This window comes from Pseudanabaena sp. UWO310, from assembly GCF_006861605.1.
Taxonomy (GTDB): domain Bacteria; phylum Cyanobacteriota; class Cyanobacteriia; order Pseudanabaenales; family Pseudanabaenaceae; genus Pseudanabaena.
In genome coordinates this window covers 40,608-56,882 of record NZ_SELU01000025.1, presented here as the reverse complement: position 1 = coordinate 56,882, position 16,275 = coordinate 40,608, and the positions used below count along the sequence as shown (strand labels likewise).

Here is a 16,275-nt window from a genome sequence, read left to right as displayed (position 1 = left end):
ATGAGCGATCGCCCCAATATTGCTAATAATATAATTGCTAATAATCGCGATGCATTACGTCGATTGACGAGAATTGTGACGCGATCGCAAGGGTTTTCATTGTCGATCGCTTTGTGTAACTATCGCGTATTGCAGGAGCGCGTATTGCAGGAATTGCGATCGCAATTAGCAGAAAATAATTTACCAGAAACTGCGATCGCCATACTTGAACTGAAACCTGATGCTAAAACTTTGCTGGCACCGATTCAGGAATTGATGGGCAAGGTGCATCAATTGCCAACTGAGCAGAAGCCCAAGGTATTAATGGTTTTGGGATTGGATGCGGTTGCGGAAATCGAAGTGGTTTTGAAATCGGCAAATCGGGTGCGAGAGGAATTTGCCAATTGTTTGGAATTTCCGATGGTGCTGTGGCTGAACGATCGCACTCAAGAAATTTTGATCCGTGAGGCGAGCGATCTAGCGAACTGGACGACAGCGGGGGCGATCGAGTTTCAGCTTGATACTGACGAACTAAAGGTACTGCTGCAAGCGTCAACGGAGGCGATGTTTGCGCTTTTTCTCGATCTTAGCAACCGTAAATCCCTACAAACGGCGATCGCCAGTGGTTTGCAACAGTTTGAACTCAGAACTGCGGTAACAGAGTTAGAAACAGCAAGTATTATCGATCTAGAAATGATGGCAAATCTCGATTTTGCCTTTGGTTGTATTGCATTTACGGAATCACAAATCAGTCAGGCAAAGGAACTATTTCAAAAGAGTTTAGCATTTTGGCAAGGGGGAAATCAGCTTAAACAAGCCATTTGCCTATTACAGTTGGGGATGTGCGATCGCGCGATCGCGTTTCGGAGTCGATTCAATAAAGAGACCTTTTATCGGACATCGCAGCAATATTTTACGCAAAGTATCGCCATCTTTCGCCAAGTAGAACGCTGGGATCTCATTGGCGAATATATTAATTTTTTGACAGTTACGGTAGAAGAGTTAGCAAGTCTGGAATTTGCTACCCCATCGCATCAAGAGCAATTAAATAATAACTTGTGGGAGGAACTAGAATCCCTTGCGAATGAGGCGTTAGTACTACATCAGACCTACCCCAATCCATTGCGAGAGGCTAACGATCGCGGTATTCTTGCCGCAGTCAGACTAGTTAGGGCTGACTATGCCACAGCAAAACAGTTTGCCGAGTCAGCGCTGGCTCTCTATCAGGATGCGGCAGAACGCAAACTGCCAAATTTGCCATTTTCAGAACGCTATATCTATGGAAAATATGAGCTTTGGCTCGCCAAAGCCCTAGCAGGAATGGATAACAGACAAGGAGCGATCGCTCGATTAGAAGGGGTACGCGATCGCTGGCGACATCAGTATGATGCTAGGGTATATGTGACAGTTTTGGAGGAATTGCGATCGCTCTATACATCGGTAGGCCTATATCTCGAAGCCTTTGAAACGAAGCAACATCAGCGATCGGTGGAGCAGCAATATGGGTTACGTGCCTTTATAGGTGCGGGAACACTGAATCCTAAAAGGGAAGCTAGTAATCCTGATATGTATGCTTCTATATCGTTTAAGAATGATGGCATTGCTCAAGAGATTGAGGCTTCGGGGCGAATGCAAGATGTGGAGAAATTGGTCGATCGCATCGGTCAGGCGCGATTTCCCTTGACGGTAGTGCATGGTGATTCGGGGGCGGGGAAAAGTTCGATTTTGAGTGGCGGGGTGATTCCTGCGTTACGGCTGAGGGAGAGCTTTGATGGGCGGAGAGTTTTAGTTTTGGCGGTAAAAAACTATAAAGATTGGAGTGGCGAAATTCGGCGGCAGTTACAGAATTATTTTCCCAATCGCGATCTCGATCTCGATCCGATTCATCATTTCAAGCGCAATATTGATGAGAATTATTTGACGGTAATAATATTCGATCAGTTTGAGGATTTCTTTTTTAAGAAGGAAGATTTTCGCGATCGCCTGCCATTTTACAAATTCCTTAAGGCTTGTTTGCATACGGATTTCGTGCGGGTGGTGTTGTCGCTGCGGGAGGACTATCTGCATTATTTGTTGGAATGCGATCGCGCGGTAGATCTAGAAAAAGTAGAAAACGACATTCTCGGTAAGCAGGTGCGCTACTATTTGGGGGATTTTACGCAGGATCAGGCGCGTCAGGTGATCGAGACTTTGACTAGGCGATCGCAGTTACGTTTGGAGCCTGAGTTAATCGATCGCCTTGTGACGGATTTGAGTGGTGAGCAGTTGCGGATTTTGCCGATTGAGTTGCAGGTGGTGGGGGCGCAGTTGGAGTCAGAAAATCCTCCTATTTCTACTCTTCAGCAATATCTGGCTCTGACTAGCAGTGATATGGCTTCGCGCCGACCATATCACAATAATTCTGAGAGTAGGGGACGTAAGCCAAGTGAGGTGTTGGTGGAGCGGTGGTTGGAGAATGTGGTGCGGGATTGTGGGGTGGCGAATAAGGATTTGGCGGAGAGGGTGTTGTATGCGTTGACGGGGAATGAGGAGAAGCGTCCGCAAAAGACGCAAGCGGAGCTTGCGGCGGAGTTGTTGGGTGCGGTTTCAGGTGATGGTTTTCGATCCCCCCCAGCCCCCCTTAAAAAGGGGGGAGAAGAGTTAAGCCAAGTCTCCCTTGTGAGGCATGGAGAGTTAAGCCAAGTCCCCCTTTTTAAGGGGGATGCCGAAGGCAGGGGGATCGAACCTCTCAACGAAGCAGAAAATCTCTCGCTGGTGCTGGCGGTTCTGGTTGGTTCTGGGCTTGCTTTTCGGGTGAGTAGTTCGCCTGATGACCGTTTTCAGTTGATTCACGATTATTTGGTTAGCTTTATTCGCAAAAAGTATGTCTTCGGTATGGCGGAAGAGTTGCGAATGACCAAAGAACAATTGCGATCGGCTTTAGCAGAAAAAGAAAACGTCCTAGCAGAGAAAGATAAAGAACTACAACGCGCTGAAATTGCTGAAGGTGAAGCGTTGAGTATTTCCTGTGAGGCTTATTGGCTGGCGAATAAAGAATTAGAGGCAATGATCACGGGATTGAAAGCTGCAAGATGCATCTTCGATCCTGACATCCGCAAGATTGTTCCTAGTTACATTAAGGATAGAACCCTAGGACGACTATGGGAAGTCATTTATAACATTCGCGAAGCTAATCGCCTTGAAGGTCATAACAAGCCGGTTACAAGCGTAGCCTTTTCACCAGATGGAAAAACTATCGCCTCTGGTAGTAATGACAAGACGATCAAATTATGGAATTTGGAAGGAAAAGAACTACGGACGCTGATAGGACATCGCAATGGGGTTTGGAGTGTAGCTTTTTCACCAGATGGGAAAACCATCGCCTCTGGTAGTAGTGACTACACGATCAAATTATGGAATCTGGCAGGAAAAGAATTGCGGACGCTGACGGGACATAGCAATTGGGTTGAGAGCGTAGCCTTTTCACCAGATGGGAAAACCATCGCCTCTGGCAGTGCTGACCACACGATCAAATTATGGGATCTCGAAGGAAAAGAACTGCGGACATTGACGGGACATAGCAATATCGTTATGAGCGTTGCCTTCTCTCCCGACGGCAAAAGCATCGCCTCTGGCAGTGATGACAAGACGATCAAATTATGGGATCTGGCAGGAAAAGAAATTCAGACGCTGACGGGGCATAGAAATGAGGTTTGGAGCGTAGCCTTTTCACCAGATGGGAAAACCATCGCTTCTGGTAGTAATGACAAGACAATCAAATTATGGAATCTGGCAGGAAAAGAAATTCAGACGCTGACGGGGCATAGAAATGGGGTTTGGAGCGTAGCCTTTTCACCAGATGGAAAAACCATCGCCTCTGGCAGTCGTGACCACACAATCAAATTATGGGATCTGACAGGAAAAGAAATTCAGACGCTGACGGGGCATAGCAATATCATTACGAGGGTAGCCTTTTCACCAGATAGGAAAACCATCGCCTCTGGCAGTGCTGACCACACAATCAAATTATGGAATCTCAAAGAAAAAGAACCACGGACGATGACGGAGCATAGCAATATCGTTATGAAGGTAGCCTTTTCACCAGATGGCAAAACCATCGCCTCTGGCAGTTATGACAGCACGATCAAATTATGGAATCTGGCAGGGGAAAAACTGCGGACGCTCAGAGTTAATAACAATTTCGGTACGGTAGCCTTCTCACCAGATGGAAAAACTATCGCTTCAGACGGTTATAAACACACGATCAAATTATGGAATCTGGCAGGAAAAAAACTGCGGACATTGACAGGTCATATCAATGCGGTTGGGAGCGTAGCTTTTTCACCAGATGGGAAAACCATTGTCTCTGGTAGTTATGACCACACGATCAAATTATGGAATCTCGAAGGAAAAGTACTGCGGACGCTGACGGGGCATAGTGGTTTGGTTATGAGCGTAGCCTTTTCACCCGATGGGAAAACCATTGTCTCTGGTAGTTATGATAACACCATCAAATTATGGAATCTCGAAGGGAAAGTACTGCGGACGCTCACAGGGCATATTAGTATGGTTATGAGCGTAGCCTTTTCACCCGATGGAAAAACCATTGTCTCTGGTAGTGATGATAACACCATCAAGTTATGGAATCTCGAAGGGAAAGTACTGCGGACGCTCACAGGGCATATTAGTATGGTTATGAGCGTAGCCTTTTCACCAGATGGAAAAACCATTGTCTCTGGTAGTGATGATAACACCATCAAATTATGGAATCTCGAAGGGAAAGTACTGCGGACGCTCACAGGTCATCGCAATTGGGTTAATAGCGTAGCCTTTTCGCCCGATGGCAAAACCATCGCCTCTGGCAGTTCTGACCACACCATCAAATTATGGGATATCGATCCAGAGTTAGCAATTTCTGAAGCCTGTGATTGGTTACGTCCTTACCTCACCAATAACCCCAATGTTTCTGAAAGCGACAGACAGCTTTTGGGAAGTCCCGTAGGGGCGTAGCATTTGCGCCACAATCTTGAACGCCAACAGACAAACCCAATCCGCAAATGCTGCGCCCAATCCACAATATCTCGTTTATTAGCGAATGGAATATAATTATTAAACCAAGCATTTAACTGCGATCGCAATTTCCATCTATGCAAACATTGACTCAGGAGATAAATAATGAACACCAGCTTACATGATTCCATTACTATCGATACTGAAATTCAACATGGCAAACCAGTCCTCAAAGGAACACGCATCCCCATTGCGATTATCATTGGCTCCCTCGCTGGAGGCATGAGCTACGAAGAAGTCATGCAAGAATACGCAGTTACCCAACAGCAGATCCTTACATCCCTAGCATACTTCGCAGAGCTTCTAAACTATGAAACCATCTATCCAATGGAGAAAGCAAGTTGAGCGTTCGATTCCTGATTGATGAAGATTGCCCCTTAAGTTTAGAAATATTACTCAATAGCAAAGGTCATGACACCATTCATGTGAAAACCTCTGGGCTAAGTGGCACAAAAGATCCTGAACTATTTGTCTTTGCCCAACAAGAACAGCGAATCATTATTAGTCGTGATCTGGGATGGGCAAACATCAAAACCTATCCACCAGATACACATTGCGGTTTAGTCGTCTTAAGATTTCCCTTTGAAGCAACCGCCATAGAGATTCGGCAAGTAGTAGAAAGATTCATCGATAACGTAGATATATTAGAAATAGTTGGTGCAACTGTAATTGTAGACAAGAATAAATTTAGAATCAGAAAATCCCTGAATCAAGATGATTAAAATATAAAAAGAGGATAAGCCAATATCCGATCGCGAACAACTAATTCATGAACTCGACCAAACACCAGACATCTTAGTGAGAGAAGTTTTAAATTTCCTACTATTCATCAAATCCAGAACCAATCAAGCTGATACACAAGAATCTAGCCCAAGTCCTAATTCACTTGGCGACAGCTATAGATTACAAGATTAAGGGCAAAGTATTCCCAAAATAAGGCGATCGCAAAAATTGATAGATTATGGCAGGAATGCTATACCCCTACTGTTATTCTTCGTCATCGTCACCATATTGCTGAGGTGCTTTACCCTTTTGCTCGATTACCTTCGCCTTTTTGAGCTTAGGATCGGGTTCATCAATACTTTCTAAAACTACATTAAACTCCCACCAGTCGCCAAAATCAAACACATAGGTAATGCGATCGCCGACATTAATTTGCCAATTTCTCAGCAATATCTCATCAGTAAAGCCGTCTCCTTCACCATGTTGAGTATAGGGATGATAGATATTCTTAACAAATCCTTGACGATCTTTATAGGTGAATTGATGGAGATGATCGTTAGCAAAATCAAAGGCTTTGAGAATTGCCGAACTAAAATCGTAGAGTGTCAGATGAGAAGGAATCGCAATCTTACGCCAGATCGTCTCTTTAGAAAACTTGTCCTGAGACTTCTGAACATAGGTTTGCAGGGATACTTTAAAAACGAAGACACCATCTTGAGTTTTAGGCTCAGGTAGCTCCAAATTGTTCTCCCATTCAGGAAATAAATCTAGCGCTTGAAATTCCTCTTGCAGGATCTCTGTCGGTGTTGACTTCTGCACAACTACATTGAGTTTCGTGTCTACGGGTCGTGGTTCCGATCGGGGTTCTATAAACAGATCGTCTTCTGCCTCATTAAATAGCCCCCTTTTCCAATCAGTTTTCTCCAATAGCTCCATTAGGGCTTTTCCAAAGGGTGATGCTTTTGCCTTAGTCAACCGCCAGCCTTTACCCGCTAGAGGTTCAGTATCTTGTAATTCTATAAATCCAAATAAATTCAACAAAGCAACATTGTGTAATTTCAGACGATTTAACCACTCGTTACTCTTGGAGTTGTTAGGAGAATTATTAGTAGAATTGTCAGTAAAGTTTAAGTTCTCTTTAGCGATCGTCCCCCAAGAACTAACTACAAAGTACCATTCAGGAAGAGCACGGCGATCATTGTCCATAATATCTTCACTGCTGTAATATATCCATGTGGCAAGCAGATTAAAATACTTCTCGATCGCATTTAGTCCCTGCCATGAAGTTAACACTTGCGGATCGACGCTTAGTATATTTTTCTTTTTATCTAATTTCACCACCGCGATCGCTGAGCCACGCAATAGCAAATAGAGTCCATGAATATAGGAATAAGATTTTTGGCTAGGACGCTGAAAATCAATAGTGACGGGATGACTGAGACGACTGTTGAGATCGGCAAGATACTTAGGAGCGATCGCCTGTTGATTAGCACTGACCTCAACTTTGTGAAGTTGTAAGAACTCGATAAAAGTCTCGAAATCCTGCACAATCGCATTGGGTTGAGTTGCCGAAAAAATTGTTTCACTCAGCACTTTTCTGGACAACTGCGATAAAGGTTTTCGATCGGGCTGAAGGAGAGTCAAGAAAGGCATGAATCTAAACATATTGGCTAATTCTTCTTAGCAAGATCTAAGATTATACAGGTAAGGGCTATCCTCCCGTGATCGCCCTGTTTAGCTAGCAGCTATGATATTTCCTATACCACAAAATCACCAGTCATAAACTCAGGGACATCATAAAATTCATGGACGTAAAAGCCGCAGTCGCCTTCGCCGCAGGACAACCCCTCAAAATCGAGACAGTCCAACTAGATCCCCCCAAAGCAGGGGAAGTTCTCGTCGAGATCAAAGCCACAGGAGTCTGTCACACCGACGCATTCACCCTCTCAGGAGCCGACCCCGAAGGACTATTTCCCGCCATCCTCGGACATGAAGGCGCAGGTATCGTCGTCGAAGTCGGCGCAGGTGTCACCTCCCTCAAAGCAGGCGATCACGTCATTCCTCTCTACACCCCCGAATGTCGCAACTGCTCCTACTGCCTCAGCGGTAAAACCAACCTCTGCCAAGCAATCCGCGTCACCCAAGGACAAGGCTTAATGCCCGATGGAACTAGCCGCTTCTCCATCAATGGTGAAAAAATCCATCACTATATGGGAACCTCCACCTTTGCAAACTACACCGTTCTCCCAGAAATCGCCTTAGCCAAAATCCGCGATGATGCCCCCTTCGAGAAAGTCTGCTACATCGGCTGTGGCGTAACCACAGGCATCGGCGCAGTAATTAACACCGCTAAAGTTGAAGTTGGTTCCAATGTCGTGATCTTTGGTCTAGGAGGCATCGGCTTAAACGTAATCCAAGCCTGTCGCATGGTCGGCGCAGATATGATCGTCGGCGTAGACATTAATCCCAAAAAACGCGCCCTCGCCGAAAAAATGGGCATGACCCATTTTGTGAATCCCTTAGAAGTAGAAGGCGATCTTGTTCCCTATCTCGTCGATCTCACTAAAGGCGGCGCAGACTACTCCTTTGAATGCATCGGCAGAACCCAAACCATGCGCCAAGCCCTCGAATGCTGCCATAAAGGTTGGGGTGTCAGCGTCATCGTCGGTGTCGCAGGCGCAGGTCAAGAAATCAGCACCCGTCCATTTCAATTAGTCACAGGTCGCGTTTGGAAAGGCACAGCCTTTGGTGGCGCAAAGGGACGGACTGACGTTCCTAAGATTGTCGATTGGTATATGGCAGGCAAAATTGATATTGATAGCCTGATTACGAACGTGATGCCAATTGAGGAGATCAATGAGGCTTTCGATATGATGCACAGAGGCGATGCCATTCGCACTGTACTAACGTTTTAAGAGATAGAAGATAGTGGCACGCCACTATCTTCTATCTAAACTGTTCCATTAACCATGCAGTCGTTGCCGACTGATTTTCCTGCCGACTGCGTTGCAGAGCTTGCTCCAAAATTTCCAACTTCAGTCCCGACAATACTAGCGATTCCCGAATCCGACGAGTACTACCATCGATCGCAATTGTAAAAGCAAAAATTTGCATAGTCTGAACATTCACAATCCAATATTCTGAAATACCGAGTTCCTCATATTGCAAGCGTTTTGTGCCTAAGTGATCGGAGATAGAGGTATCTGATATTTCAATAACGAGATCGGGTAATGGGGACTGATCTAAATCAATGATTCGCGTTCCCCAAGGTATGACATCGGCTTTGTCACCAATGTAATAAGACGCATCAGGCTGAAATTCTGTATGTCCTTTTTTGCGATAGGAGCAGCCATCCTTTGCAGTCATAGGTATACGCTGATGAGCCGCAAAAAATGAAAGGGCAAACAGAATCAATGCATGATCATTGGAATGATCGGAGCCTGTGGACATATTTTCCAACCTCATCTTGCCGTTGTAATAGTAACTTTTAAGCTTGCTGGAGTCTGGGGCATCGGCAATATTAACAAATTCTTCCCAAGGCATAGCTAGCCAAGTATCTAGGGGCGTTTTGGTTTGCAGTAGGGGCATGGTATTCACCGAGAGATGCAAATAGGCGATCGCTTATGCTTTATTTTACATTGCCCCAACAAAAAGAGAAGCCTCGCGATGCGAGGCTTCTCTTTTACAATAGCGCTATGCAATGTTTATAACTAGACAGCCGCGAAGTTAGCAGCGACAAAATCCCAGTTGATTAGCTTTTCAACAAAGTTAGCCATGAAGTTAGGACGGCTATTTTGGAAGTCGAGGTAATAGGCATGTTCCCAAACATCCATTGTCAATAAAGGAACTTGACCTTCATGGATGAGAGGATTTTCAGCGTTAGGGGTTTTGGTGATTTTCAATGTACCGCCTTCAGCCACAAGCCATGCCCAGCCGCTACCAAATTGAGTAGCACCAGCATTTTTAAATTCGGTTTTAAAGTTATCTAAGCTGCCAAAGCTAGCATTGATAGCATCTAACAAAGCACCCGTAGGAGCGCCACCACCAGCAGGCTTGATCCCATTCCAGTAGAAGGTGTGGTTCCAAACCTGAGCAGCGTTATTGAAGATTCCAGCTTTGCCTTCTTTGTAGCTAATCTTGATAATTTCCTCTAGGGACTTATCAGCAAGATCGGTATCCTTAATCAAGTTGTTGAGGTTATCAACATACGCTTTGTGGTGCTTGCCATAGTGAAATGATAGGGTCTCAGCAGACATACCAGAAGCTGCAAGAGCATCTTGGGGGTAGGGTAAAGATGGGAGTTCAAATGCCATTGTTGTTTAACCTTTTAAAGTTTGAAGTGATTTCTCAGCTTTAAGTATTGTTACAATTATAGGCTAGATTGTAAATCGTAGTGGCTGTTACAACTTTAAATTCAGCAGTTGTTAATCCAACTCTTAATCCAATCCTAAGGGTTGCAACGTAAGTAATACAAACCACTAAATTTAACCATGAAGAAGAGAAATTTTTTGCTCACTGGAGCCGCTATCGTTGGTGGTTCATGGCTATTACAGTTTTGGCGATCGCCATCAACCAATACGGCGATCGCCCTAGACACAAATTCACCCGATCAATTCAATCAAGCAACTAAAAGATACAAAATCATGAAAACCGAAGAAGAATGGAAACAAATCCTCACACCAGAGCAATTTAAAGTTTTGCGGAAGCATGGCACCGAGCGAGCCTTTACTAGCCCTCTCGATAAGGAATATAGCAAAGGTAATTATAATTGTGCTGGCTGCGATCTGCCCCTATTTACCTCTGACACAAAGTTTAATAGTCGCACGGGTTGGCCGAGCTTTTTTGCACCCATCGAAGGAGCGATTGGTACTACCGTCGATAATTCATTATTCATGCAAAGGGTTGAAGTCCATTGCAGTCGATGTGGCGGTCATTTGGGGCATGTCTTTAATGATGGTCCTAATCCCACTGGACAAAGGTACTGCATGAATGGAGTTTCCCTAAAATTCGTTCCTGCCTAAAAAAACGTCAGTTCGAGTTAAGCTGACAAATTTTCAAAGCCCCAAAGTAAAAGCCTTGCTACGCAAGGCTTTTACTTTGGGGCTTTGAGAAAGGGTTTACTACGCAAACCCTTTCTCAAAGCCCATTTCAAATTATCCCGAATTCACAAAAAGCAAAAGATAAGTGGCGGCGCTTTGCGCCGCCACTTATCTTTTGGGCTTTTTATTTACTAGTTACGCTGTTCTATTCCATTTTGAATAGTTGTCACATTATCAGGAGGACGAGTCCAGTTAAAGTCACTAATCCGTAAGAGGAATTCCCCTAACCCCTGATTGGGATTGTATCGTATCAGTACAGAATAGGTACGCCTTGCATATTCGAGCGAATAGACCGAATCAAATAGGTTGCCACTATCCAAACTCCAACTTTGTTGAATACCAAAGCGAAGTGGTCCATAAATTTGCTGTACGATTCCAGCGGTAAGCGATCTGTTATCCGCAACGCGATCGAACAGAAAGGGCGATTTACCACTGGAAAAAGCTTGGGTGTAGCTCAGGGTTAAACCAGTATAGTCAAGAAAATCTTTGGCGAAATTACCAACTTCCGCAGCTAAACCAATAGTTCCATACAAAACTGCTTGATTAGCTCCATTGGAATAGAGAGAATTGACACCTTGGGCAGTCACGAAAGCATCTAACCTCGGCACGATAGGCTTTGGAGAGAAACGCAATCCCGTTTCTTTTTCGGCGGGCAATGCTTCGCCCCGATAAAGGGGAAAAGCACGACTGAGCACAACAGCACTTTGTAACCGAATTAGGGAACCAATCGTACTGGGTTGGATATCGTCACGCACGGCTCCCACCAACTGAGCTGAGACTTGATAGCTAAAGGAAATTTTAGAATCTCCTAAAGTATAGGTAGGGGATAGCAAGGTACTCCCAAGAATATTATTCACATCCTGATATCCCAGCGAGCCATTGTAAACGCGATCGCGAAAGGCGTATTGAGATACCAAGCTATGATTGCCAAACACAGGAACCTGATGGCTAACATTAAACCGTAATAAAGAATCGATTTTAGAAAAGTTCAACCCTGAGAAACTGGCTCGCGCCGACAGGGTTTGACCATCATCAAAAGCACCATTTAAGGTCGCCACAATCCCCAAAATATCAAACCCTGAAAATCCGCTTTGGCTAGAGAAAGCCCGCTGTAGGAGCAATTGCGGGGATATCTGCAAGCTTAAATTAGGCTGGGTAATGACATCAAAACTTTGCTGGTAATAGATACCATCGCGATCGCGTTTATCAAATCCCACTAGCGCAGGAGCAAAGCGTTGAAAGCGATCGAGGATAATACTATTAACGGGTAATGGCAAAGAAAAGCCCTGATCAAAAACAATCTTGGGCGATTCGAGTTCGAGGCGGTTTTGGGTTGGAGAAATCGGAGTCAGAGTCGCTTTGCTTGTTACTAATTCGAGTTCTGGAGGACTAAAGGGATCGTTAGTAACCCGTAAGTTTTCCGCAGTCCAATTATCGCCGTCGATAATTAACCGCTCGGCAATAAACCCAATGCGCCGCACTCTTCCTTCATTCGCATCCCCAGTCCCCCCAACGGATACCGTCACTGAGTTAGTCGCCACATCCGCAGGCGATCGCGAAACTTCTGAACTTTGTAAATTACCAAGATCGACAGCCCCTGAAGCCTTGAGTAATTCGCCCTTAACATTACCGTAATTATACGTAAGCTTAGTACCACGGAGCCTTTGATCGCCTCTGGTAAAAAATACATTACCTTCAGCGATAACCTCCTGAGTTTTCGTATCGAGACGAACGCGATCGGCTTTCAGTTCTGATTTTTTGTAATTAATTACCACATTGCCTTCAGCCAAAAACACCTGTGTATTTACGTCATACTCTTGGCGATCGCTCACCACGTTCAACTTATCACCTACTCGCGGTGGCAGAGTCGGACGAGGTTTATCCTTAGGCTTGGGCTTGGGCAGACTATTGGGTTTGATGGGACCTGATTGAGCAATTAGGGTCGAGTTAATTTGCTGGGCAAGCGAATTAGGATCGGGCAGGGTATCAAAAAAAAGCTGCAACTGCGATCGCACCTCTGTTGGCAATTCAACAGGCAATCTGGCAATGCGGAGATCGAGCGTTGGCAGTGGTGACAACGTCTGATTAAAGTTAGCCCGTCTCACCTCAGCGTGGGAGTGAGGTGGCAGTTGAGTTGAAGGCGGTGGTAAGAAGTCCATACTCAACTAAGTTTACAGGATTTTTATCTGCGATATAGCTGTCGCTTGTAAAGTTAAGACATAAAACTGAGAAAGTAAAGGTGGGGCTTTAACTTAGTATTCCCCCAAAGATGAGTGGCGGCGCTTTGCGCCGCCACTCATCTTTGGGGTTTTATATTCTAGCTATCTCTTACAATGCGCTGCTATTCTCTTCTTGGGTGATATCGTAAATCTAGTTACGTATTTGTACAGGCATAAGCAGATAGGTCATTTTAGTTGCGCCGATAGGCACAAGCACCGCAGGACTAGTCGGGTTATTCATCTGAATTTGAATTTCATTGCTTGGCAAAGCCTTTAAGCCATCCAGCAGATATTTAACATTAAAGGCAATTTCTACATCCTCGCCCGACACTTGGGCAGGTAAAGATTCTCTCCCTGCGGCAACATCAGGAGCCTCAACGGACAAGGAAATCTCTTGCCCAGTAGAATCAACAGAGATTTTAACAATATTATTTTTTTGGTCAGCCAGTACCGCAATGCGTTCTAGCGCAGATAGGAATAATTTGCGCTCTAAGGTAACTTGGCGATCGAATCGGCTGGGTATCAATTGCCGATAGTTGGGATAAGTACCATCCAACAAACGAGAAATGAGGATTTGATTAGCACTCTGGAAAATCATATTGGCGCGATCAAACTTAACAGCGATCGCTCCCTCGGTTTGCTGATTGAGCATTCGCTCTAGCTCCCGCAAAGCCCTTGCGGGAATGGTTACTTCCAAATTAGTCGTGACGGTATCCTCGGTCACAGGAGGCTCATCCGCATCTAAAAAACCTGTCTGTACCACGGCAAGTCGATGCCCATCGGTAGCCGCAAACTCAAGGCGATCGGCATTAGCCGTCAGATGTACCCCCGTCAAAATCCGCTTCGTCTCATCAGCGGAAGTCGCAAACAAGGTGGAAGAAAGCCCACTTAACATCGCCTCTACGGGCAGATAGGTAGTTTCACCATCTTCGCCAATTTGCGGTAATTCGGGAAACTCTTCTACGGGCAAGCCATGCATTTGGTAGCGTCCTGAACCACAGACAATCGAAACCATCGTATTGTCCTTATCGACATTGATGGTGATGTCTTCATCGGGCAACCGCGAAACGATATCGTTAAGCAACTTTGCTGGCAGAGTAATCGATCCCGCCTCTACTACTTGGGCGGGGAAAGAAACCTGAATACCTAGATTGAGGTCGAAGGCAGTCATGCCAAGGCTTTGGGTTGAACTGTCCGCATCTAAACGGATGTTCGCCAAGATCGGGTGGGTTGGACGAGATGCGACCGCACGACCGACAAGGGCAAGATTAGCAGCGAGTTGGTTTTGGGGGCAGACTAGTCGCATAGTTTATACAGAGGAATTTTTAACGTGAGATAGAGGTAAGTGAGACTAAAACTAGATTTTGAATAACTTCTGTATTCTCTTGTATTCTCTGACCAATGGAAGAATCTAGTTTTGGATTTTTAAGACTGGGAACTGGAGTTTTAGAGTTTAGATTTGCCCCAAGTGTTACTTCTGCAAGATGCCAAATCGTACCAAATTGGTTAATCGTTTGGTTAATCGTATTTTGCACTTGCTATCTAGATAACTTGACATTGGCTGAAAAAACTAAATTAAAACTAAATTAAAACTAAATTACTTAAATGAGTTTTTTAAATTTTGAGGATTTTGGAGAGTTTAAAATCTCTTGGAAAATGTATTGGAGAATACTTTACACATAGCTTCGGCAAACGAGCTAAAAAAACGAGATAAAAATAAAACTTTTAAACTTGTTTAAACTTAATTTTTCAATAGGAGCTTTTTAGTTTTTAGTTTTTTGATTTGTGGAAGCCAATCATAACATCGTTAGTAATTTTTGTATTGCCAAAATTAATTTTTGTTTTTCATTTTTTTTTCACTCGATCTAATTATTACTCTTTAAAGAATAAAAAATCTTTAATAGTAGTAGTAGGGGCTGTGGAAAATGTGGAAAACTCAAAGAAAAGTATATTCAGTAAGTCTTTTAAGATTTTCCACCTGTGGAAAACCCTGTGGAAAAAATGGCTAGTTTTCCACAGGGTATAAATACCTAGTAAAAGTTTTCCACATTTATTTAAAAGTTTTCCCCAGATATTGCCTGCTTTTCCACAGATGAATTAGAGTTTTCCACAGGTTTTCCACAGGCAAACTAGCAAGATCTAATGTTATCCACAGATAAATAATCCATGTTTTTATAAAAAAATCACTTAAAGTCTGCTTAAAAAAAATTAATAATAATTTGATAACAAGAATTTATGGTGAGTAAAAAAACATCTGCTTGTTTGTTGATTCCGTCAGGAGATCCCGATCGCGGCATTGGCGATCGGGGCTTAGGGTTAAGAAGAACTGAAATTTTACTTGTGTTTTTTGATGACTACCTTTTCGATTGATATAGTGTTGAAAATGGAAATAAATGGACTTGGTTTAAAAAATAGTTTTAAAAATAGGTTAAAAATTTTGTGATTAATTTTGTGATTAAAATGCTGCTTAAAAATTTATTTCGTCGCCTATTTTTGGGGACGATCGCCTTAACCCTTGGCTTTAATTTATTCACTGGTAATGCCTTCGCTTTGCAGGTGTCAGATATTCCTGACTTAGCAGAGATCAAAAAACTAACCGAGCAGACATGGGTAATTGATGACTCGGAGGTATTAAGTGCGCTTACTAAAAGTGCGATCGCTAGTAAAGCTGAAAAAATAGCTGAAGCAACAGGAATTGAAGTGCATGTGCTAGCCATCCAACGGATCGATCTCGGTCAACCTGCCTCAGAGTTTGCAGCGGAGCTATTTGATAAATGGTTTCCAACGGATGCCGAGAAATCCAATCAAGTGTTGCTATTTATGGCGACGGAAGATCACCGTACGGCGATTCAGACTGGGGCTAAGGTCAAAGAAGTTTTGCCCGATAGCATAGCTAATAGTATTGCGGATGAGACGATGCTCTATCCAGCCCGTAAGTCAAACTATAACCAAGCCGTGAATGAAGGCTTTGCGCGTCTGGAAATGGTGTTAAAGGGGAATCCCGATCCCGGGGCTCCCCTCTTAGCAGTAGAAGAAACTGAGACGAGCAACTATGCAACCAGAGAAGAGACGGAGGCGAGTTCGTCGAATGTGGTGGTGATTATTTTGCTGATTTTGGCAACTTTGTTGCCCATGGCAACCTACTATTGGTTACAGAGTCAACCATAAGTCAACCAGAGAAAGACAAGTGGCGGCGCGAAGCGCCG

Annotated in this window: 12 protein-coding genes; 7 read left to right on the top strand and 5 right to left on the bottom strand. The window is 44.2% G+C overall.

Going from position 1 to position 16,275, the window contains the following annotated elements:
* The 3 genes from PseudUWO310_RS10305 (at position 1) to PseudUWO310_RS10295 (ending at position 5,750) form a co-directional block, all read left to right on the top strand.
* On the top strand, positions 1–4,968 hold the full coding sequence (locus PseudUWO310_RS10305) for a WD40 repeat domain-containing protein (protein WP_142600779.1): 4,968 nt from the start codon (positions 1–3) through the stop codon (positions 4,966–4,968).
* 165 nt (positions 4,969–5,133) lie between these two features.
* Positions 5,134–5,373 carry a DUF433 domain-containing protein gene (locus PseudUWO310_RS10300; RefSeq protein ID WP_142600777.1) on the top strand — a complete coding sequence of 80 codons (240 nt, stop codon included), beginning with the start codon at positions 5,134–5,136 and terminating at the stop codon, positions 5,371–5,373.
* Complete coding sequence (locus tag PseudUWO310_RS10295; RefSeq protein WP_142600775.1) at positions 5,370–5,750, top strand: DUF5615 family PIN-like protein; 381 nt, start codon at positions 5,370–5,372, stop codon at positions 5,748–5,750. Before PseudUWO310_RS10300 ends, PseudUWO310_RS10295 begins: the two co-directional genes overlap by 4 nt.
* 265 nt (positions 5,751–6,015) lie before the next feature.
* On the opposite strand, the gene PseudUWO310_RS10290 is transcribed toward PseudUWO310_RS10295, so the two are convergent.
* A complete protein-coding gene (locus PseudUWO310_RS10290; RefSeq protein ID WP_190315973.1) occupies positions 6,016–7,404 on the bottom strand; it encodes a plasmid pRiA4b ORF-3 family protein in 1,389 nt (462 codons plus the stop codon).
* A gap of 152 nt (positions 7,405–7,556) precedes the next feature.
* Here PseudUWO310_RS10290 and PseudUWO310_RS10285 point away from each other — a divergent pair, with 152 nt between their 5' ends.
* Entirely contained in the window at positions 7,557–8,666 is a 1,110-nt protein-coding gene (locus PseudUWO310_RS10285; RefSeq protein ID WP_142600770.1) for an S-(hydroxymethyl)glutathione dehydrogenase/class III alcohol dehydrogenase, read from the top strand.
* A gap of 31 nt (positions 8,667–8,697) precedes the next feature.
* On the opposite strand, the gene PseudUWO310_RS10280 is transcribed toward PseudUWO310_RS10285, so the two are convergent.
* Positions 8,698–9,339, bottom strand: a complete 642-nt coding sequence (locus PseudUWO310_RS10280) for a Uma2 family endonuclease (RefSeq protein WP_142600767.1) — start codon at positions 9,337–9,339, stop codon at positions 8,698–8,700.
* 122 nt (positions 9,340–9,461) lie between these two features.
* Positions 9,462–10,064 (bottom strand): superoxide dismutase, encoded by a 603-nt coding sequence (locus PseudUWO310_RS10275; protein WP_142600765.1) that lies wholly within the window; start codon positions 10,062–10,064, stop codon positions 9,462–9,464.
* A gap of 177 nt (positions 10,065–10,241) precedes the next feature.
* Here PseudUWO310_RS10275 and msrB point away from each other — a divergent pair, with 177 nt between their 5' ends.
* The gene (msrB, locus tag PseudUWO310_RS10270) at positions 10,242–10,772 is read left to right on the top strand and encodes a peptide-methionine (R)-S-oxide reductase MsrB (protein WP_142600763.1); all 531 of its coding nucleotides are present in this window, start codon (positions 10,242–10,244) and stop codon (positions 10,770–10,772) included.
* A gap of 209 nt (positions 10,773–10,981) precedes the next feature.
* On the opposite strand, the gene PseudUWO310_RS10265 is transcribed toward msrB, so the two are convergent.
* A complete protein-coding gene (locus PseudUWO310_RS10265) occupies positions 10,982–13,009 on the bottom strand; it encodes a DUF3769 domain-containing protein (RefSeq protein ID WP_142600760.1) in 2,028 nt (675 codons plus the stop codon).
* Between the two features lie 211 nt (positions 13,010–13,220).
* Complete coding sequence (dnaN, locus tag PseudUWO310_RS10260) at positions 13,221–14,375, bottom strand: DNA polymerase III subunit beta (RefSeq protein WP_142600758.1); 1,155 nt, start codon at positions 14,373–14,375, stop codon at positions 13,221–13,223.
* A 929-nt stretch (positions 14,376–15,304) separates the two neighbouring features.
* Between dnaN and PseudUWO310_RS23600 the strand changes: the two genes are divergently transcribed.
* A complete protein-coding gene (locus tag PseudUWO310_RS23600) occupies positions 15,305–15,439 on the top strand; it encodes a hypothetical protein (protein WP_263363415.1) in 135 nt (44 codons plus the stop codon).
* 90 nt (positions 15,440–15,529) lie between these two features.
* Positions 15,530–16,237 carry a photosystem II repair protein Psb32 gene (psb32, locus tag PseudUWO310_RS10255; protein ID WP_142600756.1) on the top strand — a complete coding sequence of 236 codons (708 nt, stop codon included), beginning with the start codon at positions 15,530–15,532 and terminating at the stop codon, positions 16,235–16,237.
* The last annotated feature ends 38 nt before the right edge of the window (positions 16,238–16,275 follow it).

What these genes read in the sequence shown, in the direction of transcription:
- PseudUWO310_RS10305 (WP_142600779.1), top strand. Translation starts at nt 1, where the DNA reads ATGAGCGATCGCCCCAATATTGCTAATAATATAATTGCTAATAATCGC.
- PseudUWO310_RS10300 (WP_142600777.1), top strand. Translation starts at nt 5,134, where the DNA reads ATGAACACCAGCTTACATGATTCCATTACTATCGATACTGAAATTCAA.
- PseudUWO310_RS10290 (WP_190315973.1), bottom strand. Translation starts at nt 7,404, where the DNA reads ATGCCTTTCTTGACTCTCCTTCAGCCCGATCGAAAACCTTTATCGCAG.
- PseudUWO310_RS10285 (WP_142600770.1), top strand. Translation starts at nt 7,557, where the DNA reads ATGGACGTAAAAGCCGCAGTCGCCTTCGCCGCAGGACAACCCCTCAAA.
- PseudUWO310_RS10280 (WP_142600767.1), bottom strand. Translation starts at nt 9,339, where the DNA reads ATGCCCCTACTGCAAACCAAAACGCCCCTAGATACTTGGCTAGCTATG.
- PseudUWO310_RS10275 (WP_142600765.1), bottom strand. Translation starts at nt 10,064, where the DNA reads ATGGCATTTGAACTCCCATCTTTACCCTACCCCCAAGATGCTCTTGCA.
- msrB (WP_142600763.1), top strand. Translation starts at nt 10,242, where the DNA reads ATGAAGAAGAGAAATTTTTTGCTCACTGGAGCCGCTATCGTTGGTGGT.
- PseudUWO310_RS10265 (WP_142600760.1), bottom strand. Translation starts at nt 13,009, where the DNA reads ATGGACTTCTTACCACCGCCTTCAACTCAACTGCCACCTCACTCCCAC.
- dnaN (WP_142600758.1), bottom strand. Translation starts at nt 14,375, where the DNA reads ATGCGACTAGTCTGCCCCCAAAACCAACTCGCTGCTAATCTTGCCCTT.
- PseudUWO310_RS23600 (WP_263363415.1), top strand. Translation starts at nt 15,305, where the DNA reads ATGGTGAGTAAAAAAACATCTGCTTGTTTGTTGATTCCGTCAGGAGAT.
- psb32 (WP_142600756.1), top strand. Translation starts at nt 15,530, where the DNA reads ATGCTGCTTAAAAATTTATTTCGTCGCCTATTTTTGGGGACGATCGCC.